This window comes from Gemmatimonadaceae bacterium, assembly GCA_019752115.1.
GTDB lineage: Bacteria > Gemmatimonadota > Gemmatimonadetes > Gemmatimonadales > Gemmatimonadaceae > Gemmatimonas.
The window spans coordinates 1-15,303 of the sequence record JAIEMN010000002.1 but is presented as its reverse complement, the minus strand read 5'-3'; the positions used below and the strand labels follow the sequence as shown (position 1 = coordinate 15,303).

Here is a 15,303-nt window from a genome sequence, read left to right as displayed (position 1 = left end):
GCGACTAGATTGGGCGGATGCCCGATCGACCATCTGACGCGGCGGCGTCCACGACCGCCCGCGCCGACACCTTTGCAGCGCTGCGCGTGCCGAATTTCGGCCGCTACATCCTGGCGCTCTTTACGCTCACCCTGGGCATCCAGATCCAGGGGACCGTGGTCGGATGGCAGGTCTATGACCTCACGCATGATCCGCTGGCGCTCGGGCTGATCGGTCTGGCCGAAGCGCTGCCGGCCATCAGCATGTCGCTCTTTGCCGGCCACTTTGCCGATACGCACGATCGCCGCCGCATTTCGCTGCTGGCGCTGTCGGTGCTCGTGGCGTGCAGCGTCGCGCTCTGGTGGCTCGCCCATCCCACGCCGCTCGGCCTCGCGTCGATGGTGTCGAGTGCGCGCGTGCGCGCGATCTATGCCGTGATCGTGGTCAGTGGCGTGGCGCGCGCGTTTCTGCAGCCAGCGCGGCAAGCCCTCAGCGCCGAGCTCGTGCCGCGCGCGCTCTACAGCAATGCGATCACGTGGCGCAGTGGCAGCTGGCAGCTGGCCGCTGTGCTCGGTCCTGCGCTGGGTGGATTGCTGTACGCGATTGGCGGGAGCACGCTGGCGTACGTCGTGGACGCCGTGCTGATGACCGCCGCGGTGTTCGTCCTCACGACCGTGCGCCATCGCTCACCGGTACGCGAGGTCACCGATGAACCGATGGGTGAGGCGATCCTCGGTGGCCTGCGCTTTGTCTTCAGCGAACCGCTGCTCCTGAGTGCGCTCGCGCTCGATCTCTTCTCGGTGCTCTTCGGCGGCGCGGTGGCGCTGCTGCCGGTGTTTTCGGGGGAGATCCTCAAGGCCGGTCCCACCGGGCTCGGGCTGCTGCGCGCCGCGCCCAGTCTGGGGGCCGTGACCACCGGCATCCTGCTGACGCGCTTCCCGCCGTTCGCCAAGACGGGGCGCAATCTGCTGCTGGCCGTGGCCGGCTTTGGCGTCTGTACGATTGGCTTCGGCCTCTCGAAGAGTTTTCCGCTGTCGCTTGCGCTGCTCGCGCTGGGCGGGGCCTTCGATATGGTGAGCGTCGTGATTCGCAGCCTCATGCTGCAGCTGCGCACGCCCGAATCGCTGCTCGGTCGCGTGAGTGGGGTGAATCAGATCTTCATCGGCTCGTCCAATGAAATCGGCGCCTTTGAAAGCGGGCTCACCGCGCGCTGGTGGGGCGCGGTGACGAGCGTGGTGGTCGGGGGCATCGCCACGCTGGGTGTCGTGGCGACCACCGCGATCGCCGTCCCGTCGCTGCGGCGCCTGCGGGACATCCGGACCGACAGTTAGGCGTCGGTCGGCGTCTCGCGTTCGCTCGGGGCGGCGTCGGTCGCGAGTTCTTCGGTGAGCCCGAGTTCGATCTCGGTGCCGTCTTTCGCGATGCTGGTGTTGGCGAACACGCGCTTGGCCTCCACTTCCAGTTCGCGGGTGTCGCGGGAGTAGCGCGCGCTGATGTGGGTCAGGACGAGACGCCGCGCGCGGGCCTGACGCGCCACATCGGCGGCCTCGCGGGCGGTGCTGTGTCCCGTTTCCAGGGCGCGCGCGGCCTCTTCCTCGGCGAAGGTGGCCTCGTGGATCAGGACGTCGGCGTCGTGCGCCATGGCGATCGTGTTCGCGCAGGGGCGGGTATCGCCGGTGAGCACGATCCGGCGGCCACGCCGGGCGCCCCCGACCAAGGTGGCGGCCTCGATGACGCGCCCGTCGTCCAGGGTCACGGCCTGGCCGCGGTGGATCTTCCCCCAGAGCGGCCCTTCCGGGATCCCCAGTGCCCGGGCCAGCTCGGGGTTGAAGCGCCCCAGGCGATCCTCTTCGATGAGCGCCCAGCCGAGGGAGGCGGAGCCGGCGTGATCCACGGCGAACGCCTCCAGCCGGTAGTCGCCGCGGGGGATGGTGGTCCCCGGGTCCACTTCCGTGATGTCGATCGGAAACGTGGTACGCTCGCCACCCAGGTTGATGCATTGGCGCAACGTTTTGCCGCCGCCACGAGGCACCCACGCCCGGAGCGGTTCCGTGCGCCCCTGCAGCGCCAGCGTGCGGACGAGCCCGGTGATGCCCAGGACGTGGTCCGAGTGCATGTGGGTGAAGAACACATCCTCGAACGCGAACGAGACCCCGTAGCGCATCATCTGCCGCTGGGTGCCTTCACCGCAATCAAACAGCAGAGTCTGCCCTTCCCGAATGACAGCGAGCGAACTGACGCCTCGTTCCACGGTCGGGCGGGAGGCGGCGGTGCCAAGGAATCGGATGAGCAGCGGCATGCCGGGAATATAGACGGGCCGGCCCGAAGGCCGTTTGGGGTTCCGGCTGCGTGACGGCCTGCGCGGCCCCATGTTTGCGATACCCGTCGACACCGGCTCATGGGAGACTCAGCGGCCCATGGTTTGCAGTACAGGTCGGTTGTCATCGCGCGATGTGCCGGATCTGTGACACCATGTCCCAGCCTTCACAATCGCACTTGTTCCCACTTCCGGACGGCCGGGGGGCGTATGACCGGAAAGAGCCGACGCGGATTCGCGTCTATGGATCCCGCGCGTCAGCGCGAGATCGCTAGCAAAGGTGGGCGGGCAGCCCACGAGAAGGGGACGGCCCACGAGTGGTCGTCCGACGAAGCCCGGGAAGCCGGGCGGAAGGGCGGGGTGACCGTGAGTCGCGATCGTGCCCACATGGCCGCCATTGGCCGTGAGGGTGGGGAGTCGCGCTCGGCGGCAGCCCGTCAGGCCCGCCAGGCGAGGATGTCGGACCGCGAGGTGCCGATGCAGGTCGCCCGCGACGCCGAGCGACGTCCGGCGATGCCGGCCGACCGTCGGCCGGAGCTGGGGCGGCAGGACGAGTCGTCGGCGCGCTAAAGACCCACGACCCAGTACCAGGAACCCGGGACTCTGAACGGATCAGTTCAGGGTCCCGGGTTTTTGGTGGTGGGTTGTGGGTCGCTTACGGCGTGGGGTAGCGGTCCAGCTGCGCCTGCAGGCGCGTCGGGTCGATGTTTCGGCCGCTCACGATTGCGGCGACCGGCCCCACGAGATCCCGGATCTTGTCGTGGCGCAATGCCGCCACGGTGACGGCGCCGGCGCCTTCGACCGCCATGCCGGTGGTGCGGTGCAGCCAGGCGATCGTTTCGCCGATCTCCTCTTCGGTCACCAGCACCAGTTCATCGGCACACACCTGCCCGATGTAGAGCGCATCGTCGTCGATCTGACCGGAGAGCCCGTCGGCGAGCGTCGGGGTGACGGTGACATCGACCACATGCCCCGCCGCGACGCTGCGCTGCATCGCCGCCGTTTCGACGCTCTGCACGCCGATGATGCGCACGTGGGGCGCGAGTTCGCGCAGCACCGCCCCCATGCCGCCGAGCAACCCACCGCCGCCGGTGCAGATCAACACGGTGCAGACATCCGGCAGCTGCTCCAGCAGCTCCAGGGCGACGGTGCCCTGACCCGCGAGCAAGTCCACGCCGAGGCACGGATTGATGAAGCGAATCCCTTCGCGCGCCGCATGCGCCTTCGCCATCACCATCGCCACGTCGTAATCCGCCGCCTCGTCGTTCACCGTGGTGCCGAGGGCGCGGATCCCGTCCTTCTTGACCTGCGGCGCCGTGGTGGGGACGTAGAGCATCGCGGGGGTGTGAAACGCCTTCGCGGCATACGCCACGCCGAGTCCGTGATTGCCGGCACTCGACGCCACCACCCCTTTCGCCCGATCCGCGTCGGAGAGACCGGCGAGCACATTGAACGCCCCCCGCACCTTGAACGACCCCGTCGGGTTCTCGAGCTCGAGCTTGAAGAACACCTCCTGCCCGGTCGTCGCCGAGAGCACATCGTTGCGCACCAGACGGCTCGGCGGCATCACCTCCCGCACATGCCGCTCAGCGGCGCGCACGGCGTCGAGGGTGGGGAGGATGGAGTGGTTGAGGAGGGCCATGTGCGGGGGATGTGAACTGCGGAAGCCTGTAGGGCGGAAGCTGGACGGCGGAAGCTGGACAACGGGGACGGCGGGGGGCTGGAGGGAAACGTGATGGGAAGCGGGCGCGTTGTCACCGGCCCGCCGTATCCCGATGTCCAGCTCCCGATGTCCAGCTTCCGAAGTACAGGCTTCCGCTGTGCCGCGGTGTCCAGCGCCGCCCTACAGCAGCCGCGCCCCCGTCACTCTCCCCACATACGCCTCCACATCGAACTTCATCCGCGCCCGGTGTGTCACCATCGGCCGGATCCCGCCCCACACGGGTTTGTTGCCCCAGGGGCGGTCCCAGAGACCGAGGCACCACATGATGCCGCCGACGCTGTTCGGGTCGCGGCCGTCGAGGGCGTACTTGTCGTTCAGGTGAAACATCCACGTGCGCGCCTGCTCGTAGCTCTCGGTCCAGAGCAGTAGCGTCTTGCCCCAGAGCATGCGTGGGTAATTGTGGATGATCCCCTCGTGCACGAGTTCATGCTGCGCGGCATTCCAGAGGCGATCGCCGGTGCGCGCGGCTTCGAGCGTGGCGAGATCGTACAGCACCGGGCGCGGGTCGTTCACGTGCTCGGCCATCGTGCGCTGCACCCAGTCGGGGAGCGCGGCGAGTGCATCGAACTGCGGGGTGCGCACACACCAGTTGTAGGCGAGCTCACGCCACGTGGTGACCTGCTGCACGAAGGCGTCGATATCGGCCGCGCGGGCGCCGCTGGCTCGCGCGTCGCGCACCAGCCGCGCCGAGGGGATATGGCCGAAGTGCAGGTAGGGCGACAGGCGTGACGTGCCCTCGCCGTTCCCCGCTTCGTTGCGCTGTTCGTCGTAGCCGGCGAGATGCTGCGTGAGGAACTGCTGCCACCGCGCGTCGGCCGCCGCACGGCCACCTGTGAGCGGCACGGCGGGGACGGTGTGATCGATCTCGCACGCGGCTATCTCACGCGCGACGTCGGCGTCGCTCATCGTGTCAATCGGCAGCGGCGCCAGCCCACCGCCTGCGGCGATCGTCTCGCGGAGCGACGCGCGCAGGCGCTCGCTCACCGCCACGAGCGGCGCGCCCTCGTCGACCGGCTCGATGGCATGGTCGATGAGCTTGGCCAGCTTGGGGCGAATCGTGCGCGCCGCAAATTCCGCCTTCACAAAGAGGCCGCTCGGCACGGTGCATACACTGTCGATGGCGAGCACGCGGCAGGCACACCGTTCGGCGAAGCGCGCGACGCGTTCGCGAATCCCGGCGGTGGGATAGAGATCGGTGATCACCACATACGCGCGCGCAGCGAGTCGATCCACCACACGGCGATCGCCGTCGCGCCGGCGGCGCAACACGAACTGATAGTGCAGCCCGCGCGCCGCCGCATCGCGCGCCGTGTCACGCGCGCCCTGCAGGATGAACGTGTGGTGTCGATCGCTGGCGTGCGGATACGTCGGATCGAGCCCCTGATGGATCACAACGGGGAGCTTGAGCCGATTCGCCGTGCGAATGGCGGCGCGCAGCCCCCAGTTCTCTTCCAGTCGATGCGTGGACTGCATCCAGTACAGCACGTACTCGCCATCCGGGCGATACGCCTTGCCGTTCACGTCAACGGTGCGGGGGACGAGTTGGTCGCGGACATAGTCCGCCTCGAGGGCATGAAGCGCGGGCACAACCGGGAGCTGAAGGACACGAGGACCACACGGGGGCGGGCTCACAACGTCCGACACCGCAGCGGGGTGCCCGGATTCGCTGTTCGTCGGTCGTGGCGAGCACTGCGCCACCCGGCGCGCCGCTTGACACTGGGTGACCTTCGGCTACCTTACCCGTCTGTCAGCCGAACGGCCCCGCGCTTCGAAGGCGGGGCCATCTTATTCTTAAGACGTTCACTGGCAACGACTTACGCAGTACCGCGGGCCACCAGGGCCGCATTTGGGGCTGTAGCTCAGCTGGGAGAGCGCTGCATTCGCATTGCAGAGGTCAGGGGTTCGAGCCCCCTCAGCTCCACTTTCGCAGTACAGGTTGTGTAGGAACGATGAGTCCTGATCGTTACCGACTCGGCACTGGTGTTACTCGGGAACACAGGCGATCGTCCTGTGTATGAAGCGTTAAGCCCGCCGCCGATCGGTAGGACGGAGAGTTCCAATGACGGCGCGCGTGGCAGCTTGTGAAGCCCTGACCCTCGGGTCAGGGCTTCTGTGTTTTCGGGTTACTTGAGCCCCGCCGCGTCGGCCCGCATCGCCCGCATCGCTTCCGCAATGAATCGGTTCTCCTCCTCCTCCACCTTCCCCGCGTAGTCGCTCACCGCGGTGAAGCCGAGGTTGCCGAGAAAGCGCATGATCGCGCTTTCGCGCACGGCCACGTCGAACGTGCGGTTGAGGAGCGTCTGTCCGTCGGCACCGCTGCGCAGCCCCAGGCGGAAGACCACACCGCGCCCCTCGAACGGGCGTCGGAGCGGCGAGCGGAGCAGGCGCTCGGCGATCAGTGGCAGGTGCCATTGCGGTTCCGTGTTGAAGCGCATGGCCCACGCCCGTTCGCGGGGCGTGTCGTTCACGAAGACGAACTCGCCTTGCATCGCGCTGACGCCCACGGTGAAGAGGCCGAACTTGGCTTTGGCATCGACGGTGAGCGTGACGGTGTCCGGCATGACGCGCGTACCGCCGGCGAGCGGTCGCAGGTGGCCGTCGTGCGAGCGGAACTGGATCGTGAGCGCCTTCTCCGCGCCCTGCGCCTCGAGCCAATCCGTGCCGCCGCTCGAGAGGCGGAATCGATAGCGCGCCGGCTCGATGTACTGGCGCACGTACTTGCCGAAGGCGGGGAAGGTGCGGCCGAGCGTTGTGCCATCGATGGTCAGGCGCAGCGTGACCAGTGTGGAGCCGTCGCTCGCTCCCTGGGTGAGGATCGTGTCGACGCGCACCATGCGACCGAGTGCCTGGGTGGTGCGGGGAAACGCGGCGCGGTAGTCGGCGCGGATGGCGCCACCCGGTCGCTCGGCGGCGGCGAGCAACGCGCGAAAGACCTCGCTTGCCCGCGCGGGGGCCATCGCGCCCACGGCATGATCGACCTCGGTGTGCCAGAACCAGTCGTCCTCGCCGAGCTGTTCGAGGGCAATGAGATGCCGCTGATCGCCGATGTGCGTGGGGGTGGCGACGCCGCGGGCGGCGAGAAAGGTGAACTGGTTGCCGGTGAGGCCGGCCCGCAGCTCCAGATCGCGCGCCGGCCCGGTGCGGGTCGTGCGCGCGCCCGTCCAGATGGCGGTGTCGTTCACCAGCTTGGAGGGGGCGAAGGCGTAGCGGGCGATGCGAAGCCGCGCATAGGCGAACTTGGGCGCGCGCACCACGTTGGTGAAACGGGCCTCGAGGGCGCCCGCCAGGTCATCGAAGGCGGTGCGGGCGGCGGCGACATCGGCGCCATAGGCGAGTGCCGCCCCCTTGCAGGCGGCCAGCTGTGTCACGGCCACGAGGCCCACGGCGGTCAGGAGTCGGCGCACGTCCGAAATACACCCTCCCCGGGGCGTTGATACCAGCGCCACCCGCCGTTTTGAGAGGGGAGTGGCTTAGATTGCTGGGTTCTACCCAGCCATTGTGACGCCCGTGACTGAACCTGCTGCTTCCGAATCCGCTTCGTCGCCCCGCCGCGACTTTATCCGTGAGCTCGTTGCTGACGACGTCGCCACCGGCCGTTTCGGCCGCGGGCCGGCGACGCGTTTCCCGCCCGAGCCGAACGGCTTCCTGCACATGGGGCACGCGAAGTCGATCTGTCTGAACTTCGGCATCGCGCAGGAGTTCGGCGGCACCTGCAACCTGCGCTTCGACGATACGAACCCGGCCACGGAAGATGTGCGCTACGTGGAGTCGATCCAGCGCGACGTGCAGTGGCTCGGCTTCCAGTGGGACGGGCTCTACTACGCCTCGGATTATTTCGAGAAGCTGTACGAGATCGCCGAAGATCTCGTGCGGCGCGGCAAGGCGTACGTGGACGACCAGAACGAAGAGCAGATCCGCACCAATCGTGGCACGGTGACGAGTGCCGGGACGCCGAGCCCGTGGCGTGAGCGTTCGCCCGAGGAGAACCTCGACCTGCTGCGCCGCATGAAGGCGGGCGAGTTCCCCGACGGCTCGCGCGTGCTGCGCGCCAAGATCGACATGGCGCATCCGAACATGATCATGCGCGATCCGCTGCTGCTGCGCATTCGGCATGCGCATCACTATCGGCGCGGCAACGACTGGTGCATCTACCCGCTCTACGACTTCGCGCACGGGTTGAGCGACGCCATCGAAGGGATCACGCGCTCGCTCTGCACGCTGGAGTTCAAGGATGCGCGCGAGATCTACGACTGGCTCGTGCGCGAGGCCGGCTTCGAGCATCCGCCCACGCAGATCGAGTTCGCGCGGCTCGAGCTCGACTACACGGTGCTCTCCAAGCGCAAGTTGCTGCGCCTGGTGAACGACGGGCACGTGAAGGGGTGGGATGATCCGCGCATGCCCACGATCGCCGGCCTGCGTCGTCGCGGCGTGCGTCCCGAAGCGATCCGCGCCTTCGCTGAGGTGATTGGCGTGGCGCGCAAGGATGCGCGGGTGGAGTACGCCACGTACGAGCATGCGGTGCGCAACGACCTCAACATGGAAGTGCCGCGCCGGTTGTGCGTGCTCAACCCGCTCAAGGTCGTGCTCACGAACTACCCCGAGGGGCAGGTCGAGCATCTCGAGGCGCAGGACTATCCGCACGATGTGCCCAAGACGGGGTCGCGCACGGTGCCGTTCACGCGCGAGCTCTACGTGGACCGCGACGACTTCATGGAAGATCCGCCGAAGAAGTTTTATCGGCTGTCGCCGGGTCGTGAGGTGCGGTTGCGCTTCGGCTATCTCATCACCTGTCAGGAGGTCGTGAAGAACGACGCCGGCGAGGTGGTCGAGCTGCGCTGCACGTACGACCCCGAGACGCGCAGCGGCAACGCGCCCGATGGTCGCAAGGTGCAGGGCACGATCCACTGGGTGAGTGCATCGCACGCGGTCTCGTGCGAGGTGCGCTTGTACGACCGCCTGTTCACGCAGCCCGATCCGGATGCGGTGCCGGAGGGGCAGGACTTCCTGTCGGTGCTCAATCCCGAATCACTGGTGGTGATTCCCGATGCGAAGATCGAACCGAGTGTGATGGCCGATCCGGTCGGGTCGCGCTATCAGTTCGAGCGGGTGGGCTACTTCTATGCGGAGCCCGAGGACAGCACGGCGGAGAAGCGCGTGTTCAACCGCGTGGTTGGCCTGCGCGACTCCTGGGCGAAGGAAGTGAAGAAGGGCTGACCATGCCGATCCTGCAGCAGGACGCCCGTGGGCGTCGCTGGTCCGTGGAGGACGTGTGGGCGATCCCGGAGGACGGGCATCGCTACGAGACGGTGGATGGGGAGCTGCTGGTGAGCCCCGCGCCGCGGTACGGGCATCAGGCCGTCGCGATGGCGCTGTACGCGGCGCTGCGCGAGTGGGTGCGCGCTCGTGGCATCGGCGTCGTGCTGGTCTCGCCGGCTGACATCATTCTCGATCCGTATACGCTGGTGCAGCCGGATGTGTTCGTATTGCCGCCGGTCGGCCAGGACGTGATGTGGGGGAAGGCGCCGGCGCCCGCGCCGCTCCTGGCGATCGAAGTGCTCTCGCCCGGCACGGCGCGCAACGACAAGCTCCGGAAACGCCCGCGGCTGCAGCGGGCCGGGATCGAGTGCTGGCTGGTCGACCCCGAGGCGCAGCTCGTGGAGCGGTGGCTCCCCGAGGCGGACCGGCCGGAAGTGTGCGTGACGTCGGTGCGCTGGGAGCCGTCTGGGTCCCCGGAAGGGTGTGCGATCCCGCTGGCGCCGATCTGGGCCGAGGCGGGGCTGCCCCCGGTGGAGTAGGAATCCGCCGGCACTACCGTTGCGGGCCGGGCGCCCTATATTTGTGGGCTCCCGGTGGATCTCGCCGGGAAAGCCAGCTGCCCCTTAGCTCAACTGGCAGAGCGTCTGACTCTGGATCAGAAGGTTCCTGGTTCGACCCCAGGAGGGGCAATACAAAGCGCCGTAACGACTTAGGTCGTTGCGGCGCTTTTGTTCTTACCTCAAATTCTCGCCCCGTGGCTACACCACGGCTACACAGTTTCGGCACAAATGAGCTCGCGCCTTCGACAGTTAAATGTGCTTAGCGTCTCTGTTTCCCCGCTCAGCCTGTAATTTCGTTATTCGATTCTGTCACTGAAGACGAAACAATGAATGCTGTCGGGAGGTAAGCATGGTTGCGTCCGATCTCTCTGAACGTCAGGTTCACACATATGCTCCGCAAACAGAAATCGGTGAAGCGTCTAATACTGGCGCTACGAAGAGCATCGGCGACGCTCGATTTGGGAGCCGCTACTCCGCCTCTCAGATTCGATCCTCGTGTGCGTCGAGATCAGCTTTCCTTGCGGGAAGCGGTCGAGCTCGACTGGTCCAACATTCGCGGGGACTACGATCGGGCGCTGACGAAGGTGACGAAGCAACGAGCGCTTCCCCGCTGAGCTCGTGGGCACGCGGCGAATGAGCAAAGGGAATAAGCCATCGCCGCCGACGAAGAAGGGAGTTGTCACTTCGCCCGCGCAGCCGAACAACTTGGCTCCGCCGACCATCCCGGGTGCTCGTGTGAACATCAAGGGCCACTCGGGGCCTATTCCTTCTCCCGATACACTTCAGGAATACGAGGATAGGTTCCCCGGTCTCGCAAAAGAGATCGTTACGTGGACCTCGGCTGAGCAGAACAATCGGTTGCAGCAAGCCGCTCACGAGCGCGAAATGGAGCGGATCACCACCGACGCTACCATCGAGGATCAGCGTGCTGGCCGAAGCGAGACCAAACGAGGACAGTGGATGCTTTACTCTGTTCTCCTTGTCTCGCTGGCAACCGCCATCTATATGGCGATCTCGGGACAGGAGAAGATGGCTGCGCTCTTCATGAGTCCAATCATCGTGCAGGTGCTTCGGCTGCTATTCCCGCCGAGATCCGGCGCGCCAACGAAGCTCTAGGGTCTCTGTTTCTTGGGCCGCTTTCGTTGACAAGAACGCTCGACTGCAAGATCGCAGTCGAGCGTTTTAGCTTCTCTGTGTTGGCGTTACACGCGTTCTCGATGACGGGAACGGTGACGTCCGACCGCGCGGGATGCGCGTCCTCCCGCTGCGAGGACATTACCATGACCGCGTGGCTCACGCCCGGTCTCGACGCCACCCCGGAAGACTCTCCGGAAGTTCGCCATCCCGAAACGCTGCGGTTCCTCGAAGACCGCAAAGCCTGCCGGGATCTCTACACTGGCTCTCGTGCGATCCACGAGGACCTCGTCACCTACCTCCCTCGTCATGAGGCTGAACGCCCCGTCGATCACGCGCGGCGGGGACGCTTTACCGAGGTCTACAACGGCTTTGGCCGCACGGTTTCGGCTATCACAGCACTCGTCTTCCAGCGGCCTCCTGGCCTAGGCGCTGACATTCCACGCGAGATCCGCGAGCACTATGAGGCGCTTGGGACGAACGGTGCTCACGGAGACGTCTTTCTTCGGGATGCCTTTCTCGATGGCCTTGTCACGGGCTACGGCGGCTTCTTGGTTGAGTACCCCCGCGTACCTGAGCATCTCGATGGGGGACGCCTCACCCTGAAGGACGTACGGGATCGCCGACTCCGCCCGACGTGGTCATTCGTCCCAGCCGAGGACATTCGGGCATGGCGCACCGAGCCGAGGGGGGCCGAGCAAGTCCTCACCCTGCTCGTGCTCACCGAGACGCAAACGGTCCCGTCTGGCCGGTTCGGTGTCCGGCGAGAGCAGCGTTATCGGGTCTATCGCCATGAGTTGGCGTCCAATCGGATCACCGTCGAACTCTGGGCCGAACGTGACGGCGCGGGCTCCCGGCTGCAGATCATCGAGGAGGAGACTGAGCTTCGCGGTCCCTCCCGCATCCCGTTCGTCGGCTTTCAGCTCGGGTTGCCCGCTGGACGCTTCGTCGCCCGTCCGGCGCTGCTGGATCTCGCCGACGTCAACCTCGCGCACTATCGCGTCAACGCGGATCGCCGATGGCTCATGCACCTCTGCTGCGTCCCGGTACCTTGGGCGAAGGGACTGATCACCCCCGAGGGGGCGGAGAACCCGTCCGTCCAGATCGGCCCGAACGTGCTGCTGCAGTTGAACGAGTCCGGCGCCTTTGGCTGGGCGGAGCCTGCAGGGACCGCTTTCGTCCCGACGGCGGAAGAGCTGCAGCGGTTAGAGCAGCGGATGGCGACCCTCGGCTTGGCGTTCATTCAGCGAGATACGCGAGCCGCCGAAACCGCCGAGGCCCGTCGACTCGACACCGCGTCGCAGAACTCCACGCTCGCCGATGCCGCGCGACGATTCGAGGATGCCGTCGAGGCGGGACTCGCCATTCACGCCGAATGGTGCGGGCTCGCGATTAGGAAGAGCGCTACGGAAAGCGGCGGGTCGTTCTCGCTCAATCGGGACTTCGAGGCGACGGTCATTCCGGAGGCGACGCTATCTCTGCTGGCAGGTATGCAGGAACGGGGGCAGCTCACCCTCGATACGCTTTGGCAGCTCATGGAGCGTGGTCAGCTCCTCCCAGCCGGTTTCGACGCCGACCGCGAGAAGGCCAGGATCGCGCTGGAGCGCGATGCCGCCTAGCTCGATCAGGCCAGAAGAAAGCGGAGAAATCCGTGGGTATTACGACAAACCGACAATACCCACGGGATTCGGGCAGCGGCATTAGATATGCTCGCCCTAGGACGTCCGCAGGGCGACGCGTTCGTTAACGTCGAAGCTGCATGTCCGATGAGGCTGACGATTTGACGAGCGGAAGTACCGCCTCTCTCAATCGACTTCCGTTGGACGACATGAAAGTCACCAGTAGTTCGTTTGCATCCTTCGCTTCCGACTTGCGCATTCGGATGTCGAGTGAGCTGGGCTGAAGCTTCCACATTGCGCCTGCCGCGTAGTCGATGATCATTCCGACAGGGCCTCCCAGGACAAAGTTCCACCAAAACCAACCTGACAAGCCACGGGTCAGTTGTAGCTTCTGAGGCTCGTATCCAGCGATAGAAAGCTCAATCGAATACTCGTTCTTCCGAGTGAGGGGAAGGTTCATTGGCGCCGTACCACTCGCAATTTCAACGCCTGCGCCGTTCTTCACTGCGATGTGAACCTGATTGGGCGAGGTATTGATGGGGAGAGTCTGACTCGATCCGTGGACGATAGCCGCGCATCCACTGAAGAGGGTTGCAACGAGTACCACGAGCAATGGGTTCAGAGAGAACCTCGGGGCGAGTGCGCTTCGGAGCTTCGACATGCTCTCCTCCAGTTGTTAGTGTGTCAAGCAATTAGGCGGACGGAATCGGCGCGAATGTATGGCGTGAATTTCCATGCAGCAAGCCACGCCTAAGACGTCCGTGGTACGAAGCGTTCGGCGATTACGGTGCGGTGACGCCGACCGATATGCTGCGGGTATTTCGACCACGAACTCATGCCCGCTGGATCTCGGCGACGGGGGCGAGATCATCTGGTGTCGGGACGCGCACCAAGCCTCACTCCTTCGTGGCATTTGGGAGGCCGCGCATACCGGCATCTCAGCTGAAATGGGGCTCTATCCGGAGCGTCTCGTCCCGCCTTCGCGCCGGGGAAATCCGCGAGCTGGCGAATCGGTGGTCGGTGCCAGAGCTTTATGCAGCCCCTTAATCGGAAGCCGATGAAGCGATTCTTTGATTACCGAGTTGCGCTCGAAGCGAGCAGATCGCCCGAAGGACACTCATGGGCGATTCGAGAGATTGGCGCGGACGGTACGCCGATCGGCTCACCAATGATCCCGTTCACTTGGTCGGCCTCTTTCGACGTCCGCGATATTCAGCGCTTCGTGAGCGTCGAGGGAGACGGACATCGGGATGTTGCAGCGTCGGAGGTGACCGATGAGGCAGACGACGAGTTCACGGTCGGCCCCCCGCTTCTCGCGCGCGTAAGCGATCATCTCGGCGCGAAGCTAATTCCAGAAGAGACGTCCTTCTCTCACTTTGGCACTAGCCGGACGATCTCCAAGATGTCGTTGACCGTCGAGCCTGCGCCGGATGGTGTGGAGGACGCGACTTGCCACGTGTGGGGCGGAATCAAGCACGAGCACGAAGTCGACTTTCGAACGCGAAGCGAAGATGATGAGCTAGCCGTTTCATTGACGGTACCGAAGTCTGCATACGAGCGAATGTGCCGGCTGGCGGAAAGCCCACAGCGGAATCGAGCCTATCTTCGGCTGACGGGGGTTAGCGGCTTCTACGCCGCGTGGAGCCCCTCAATCACTGCCTACTCGATCAAGACGTTAGTCAGTGAAAGTCAGCTTCAGCTAGAAAACGGATCAGGTCTCGCCGTCACCCCGCCTCGACTGGGCTCGGCTCGCCGGTTTACGCTGTCCTTCTCTCGTCAACGCCGACGGAGTCGCTCAGGAACATCCCGAGCGGTTACGAGCGGCGACGCTGCAACACGTTCGCAAAGCAGAATCGACGAGCCTGAACCCGGATCGTTCATGGATCGGATGCGTTCGGTCGAACGTCAGGCCGCGATACGGGACGGGACCCGTGAGGCGCTTCAGGGGAATGGGATCGGCTTCGCGATTGAGCAATTACGAACGCCGCTGTGGATCATCGTCGGCTTACTGGCACTGCTCGTCTGGCGGAGCTGCTGACGCTCACCCCGCCCCCCGACGATCCGCGTATTCCTTCTCGGTTATATGTGCTCTGCTTCGAGACGGAGACGCGTTTTCGGGGTGTGTGTAGCCGCTGGTGTAGCCGTGAGACGAGAGCAGATGGCAGGCGGACTTCTGCAGCAGGTGCTAAGCTCTTGTCGTGCGCTGCGTTATCGGACCGTTCACGCGACTCCGCGCGCACTGATTACAAATCAGAGCGTCGACTGAGGCGCTCCAAAACATTCACTTATCGGCTGCTATTGAGGATAGACCATGCTAAGCCGCCTGATCGCGTTTATCGCTATGTCGTTGTTCCCGGTTCTACTGGTGGCACAACCAGCGTCACGGCCCATAACCACAGTGTACGACCCCGACATGACGCTCACCGGCCTTAAAGGCTTTGATGTTGCATTAGGAATAACTGCTGCAGGCATAGATTCATCATCAGTTCGCAATCGGCTGGAGCTTAAACTGCGCCAGAATGGAATTCGCGTCGGGAGCCAAGAGCCCACAATGCTCTTGCTCTTCTGTGTGTCACATGACGCAGGCGACACTCAACTCGTTTCGTACACCTGTGAAATGATGGTCCGGCAGGTTGTGCCTCGGTGGACACCCAAATCCGGCCACCAGTGGACACCTGAAAACCGGCCACCACAGGCGAGCTGAGGCGTAGCCCA

The 15,303-nt window shown here is 65.2% G+C and carries 12 protein-coding genes and 2 tRNA genes; 9 read left to right on the top strand and 5 right to left on the bottom strand.

Features of this window, described 5'->3' with window-relative positions; genetic code table 11:
- The first annotated feature begins 17 nt into the window (after nucleotides 1-17).
- Nucleotides 18-1,310 (top strand): MFS transporter, encoded by a 1,293-nt coding sequence (locus tag K2R93_00415; protein MBY0488273.1) that lies wholly within the window; start codon nucleotides 18-20, stop codon nucleotides 1,308-1,310.
- Here K2R93_00415 and rnz read toward each other — a convergent pair.
- Nucleotides 1,307-2,278 (bottom strand): ribonuclease Z, encoded by a 972-nt coding sequence (gene rnz, locus K2R93_00410; GenBank protein ID MBY0488272.1) that lies wholly within the window; start codon nucleotides 2,276-2,278, stop codon nucleotides 1,307-1,309. The genes K2R93_00415 and rnz overlap by 4 nt on opposite strands.
- Nucleotides 2,279-2,539: 261 nt before the next feature.
- Here rnz and K2R93_00405 point away from each other — a divergent pair, with 261 nt between their 5' ends.
- Nucleotides 2,540-2,866 (top strand): hypothetical protein, encoded by a 327-nt coding sequence (locus tag K2R93_00405; protein MBY0488271.1) that lies wholly within the window; start codon nucleotides 2,540-2,542, stop codon nucleotides 2,864-2,866.
- An 85-nt stretch (nucleotides 2,867-2,951) separates the two neighbouring features.
- On the opposite strand, the gene K2R93_00400 is transcribed toward K2R93_00405, so the two are convergent.
- Both K2R93_00400 and K2R93_00395 read right to left on the bottom strand, forming a co-directional pair.
- Nucleotides 2,952-3,938, bottom strand: coding sequence for a pyridoxal-phosphate dependent enzyme (locus tag K2R93_00400; GenBank protein MBY0488270.1), 987 nt, complete (start codon nucleotides 3,936-3,938; stop codon nucleotides 2,952-2,954).
- A gap of 201 nt (nucleotides 3,939-4,139) precedes the next feature.
- Entirely contained in the window at nucleotides 4,140-5,606 is a 1,467-nt protein-coding gene (locus tag K2R93_00395) for a deoxyribodipyrimidine photo-lyase (protein MBY0488269.1), read from the bottom strand.
- Between the two features lie 261 nt (nucleotides 5,607-5,867).
- On the opposite strand from K2R93_00395, the gene K2R93_00390 reads away from it, so the two are divergent.
- Nucleotides 5,868-5,940 (top strand) — tRNA-Ala (locus tag K2R93_00390).
- A 202-nt stretch (nucleotides 5,941-6,142) separates the two neighbouring features.
- Here the strand turns inward: K2R93_00390 and K2R93_00385 are convergent.
- The gene (locus tag K2R93_00385; GenBank protein MBY0488268.1) at nucleotides 6,143-7,423 is read right to left on the bottom strand and encodes a hypothetical protein; all 1,281 of its coding nucleotides are present in this window, start codon (nucleotides 7,421-7,423) and stop codon (nucleotides 6,143-6,145) included.
- Nucleotides 7,424-7,526: 103 nt separating this feature from the next.
- Between K2R93_00385 and K2R93_00380 the strand changes: the two genes are divergently transcribed.
- The 5 genes from K2R93_00380 (at nucleotide 7,527) to K2R93_00360 (ending at nucleotide 12,588) form a co-directional block, all read left to right on the top strand.
- On the top strand, nucleotides 7,527-9,233 hold the full coding sequence (locus K2R93_00380; GenBank protein ID MBY0488267.1) for a glutamine--tRNA ligase/YqeY domain fusion protein: 1,707 nt from the start codon (nucleotides 7,527-7,529) through the stop codon (nucleotides 9,231-9,233).
- A 2-nt stretch (nucleotides 9,234-9,235) separates the two neighbouring features.
- A complete protein-coding gene (locus K2R93_00375) occupies nucleotides 9,236-9,814 on the top strand; it encodes a Uma2 family endonuclease (GenBank protein ID MBY0488266.1) in 579 nt (192 codons plus the stop codon).
- A gap of 78 nt (nucleotides 9,815-9,892) precedes the next feature.
- Nucleotides 9,893-9,965 (top strand) — tRNA-Gln (locus K2R93_00370).
- 605 nt (nucleotides 9,966-10,570) lie between these two features.
- The gene (locus K2R93_00365; protein ID MBY0488265.1) at nucleotides 10,571-10,951 is read left to right on the top strand and encodes a DUF2335 domain-containing protein; all 381 of its coding nucleotides are present in this window, start codon (nucleotides 10,571-10,573) and stop codon (nucleotides 10,949-10,951) included.
- A gap of 164 nt (nucleotides 10,952-11,115) precedes the next feature.
- Entirely contained in the window at nucleotides 11,116-12,588 is a 1,473-nt protein-coding gene (locus K2R93_00360) for a DUF4055 domain-containing protein (protein ID MBY0488264.1), read from the top strand.
- A gap of 124 nt (nucleotides 12,589-12,712) precedes the next feature.
- Here the strand turns inward: K2R93_00360 and K2R93_00355 are convergent, their stop codons facing one another.
- Nucleotides 12,713-13,249, bottom strand: coding sequence for a hypothetical protein (locus tag K2R93_00355; GenBank protein MBY0488263.1), 537 nt, complete (start codon nucleotides 13,247-13,249; stop codon nucleotides 12,713-12,715).
- Between the two features lie 396 nt (nucleotides 13,250-13,645).
- Between K2R93_00355 and K2R93_00350 the strand changes: the two genes are divergently transcribed.
- Entirely contained in the window at nucleotides 13,646-14,626 is a 981-nt protein-coding gene (locus tag K2R93_00350; GenBank protein ID MBY0488262.1) for a hypothetical protein, read from the top strand.
- Nucleotides 14,627-15,303: the final 677 nt, after the last annotated feature.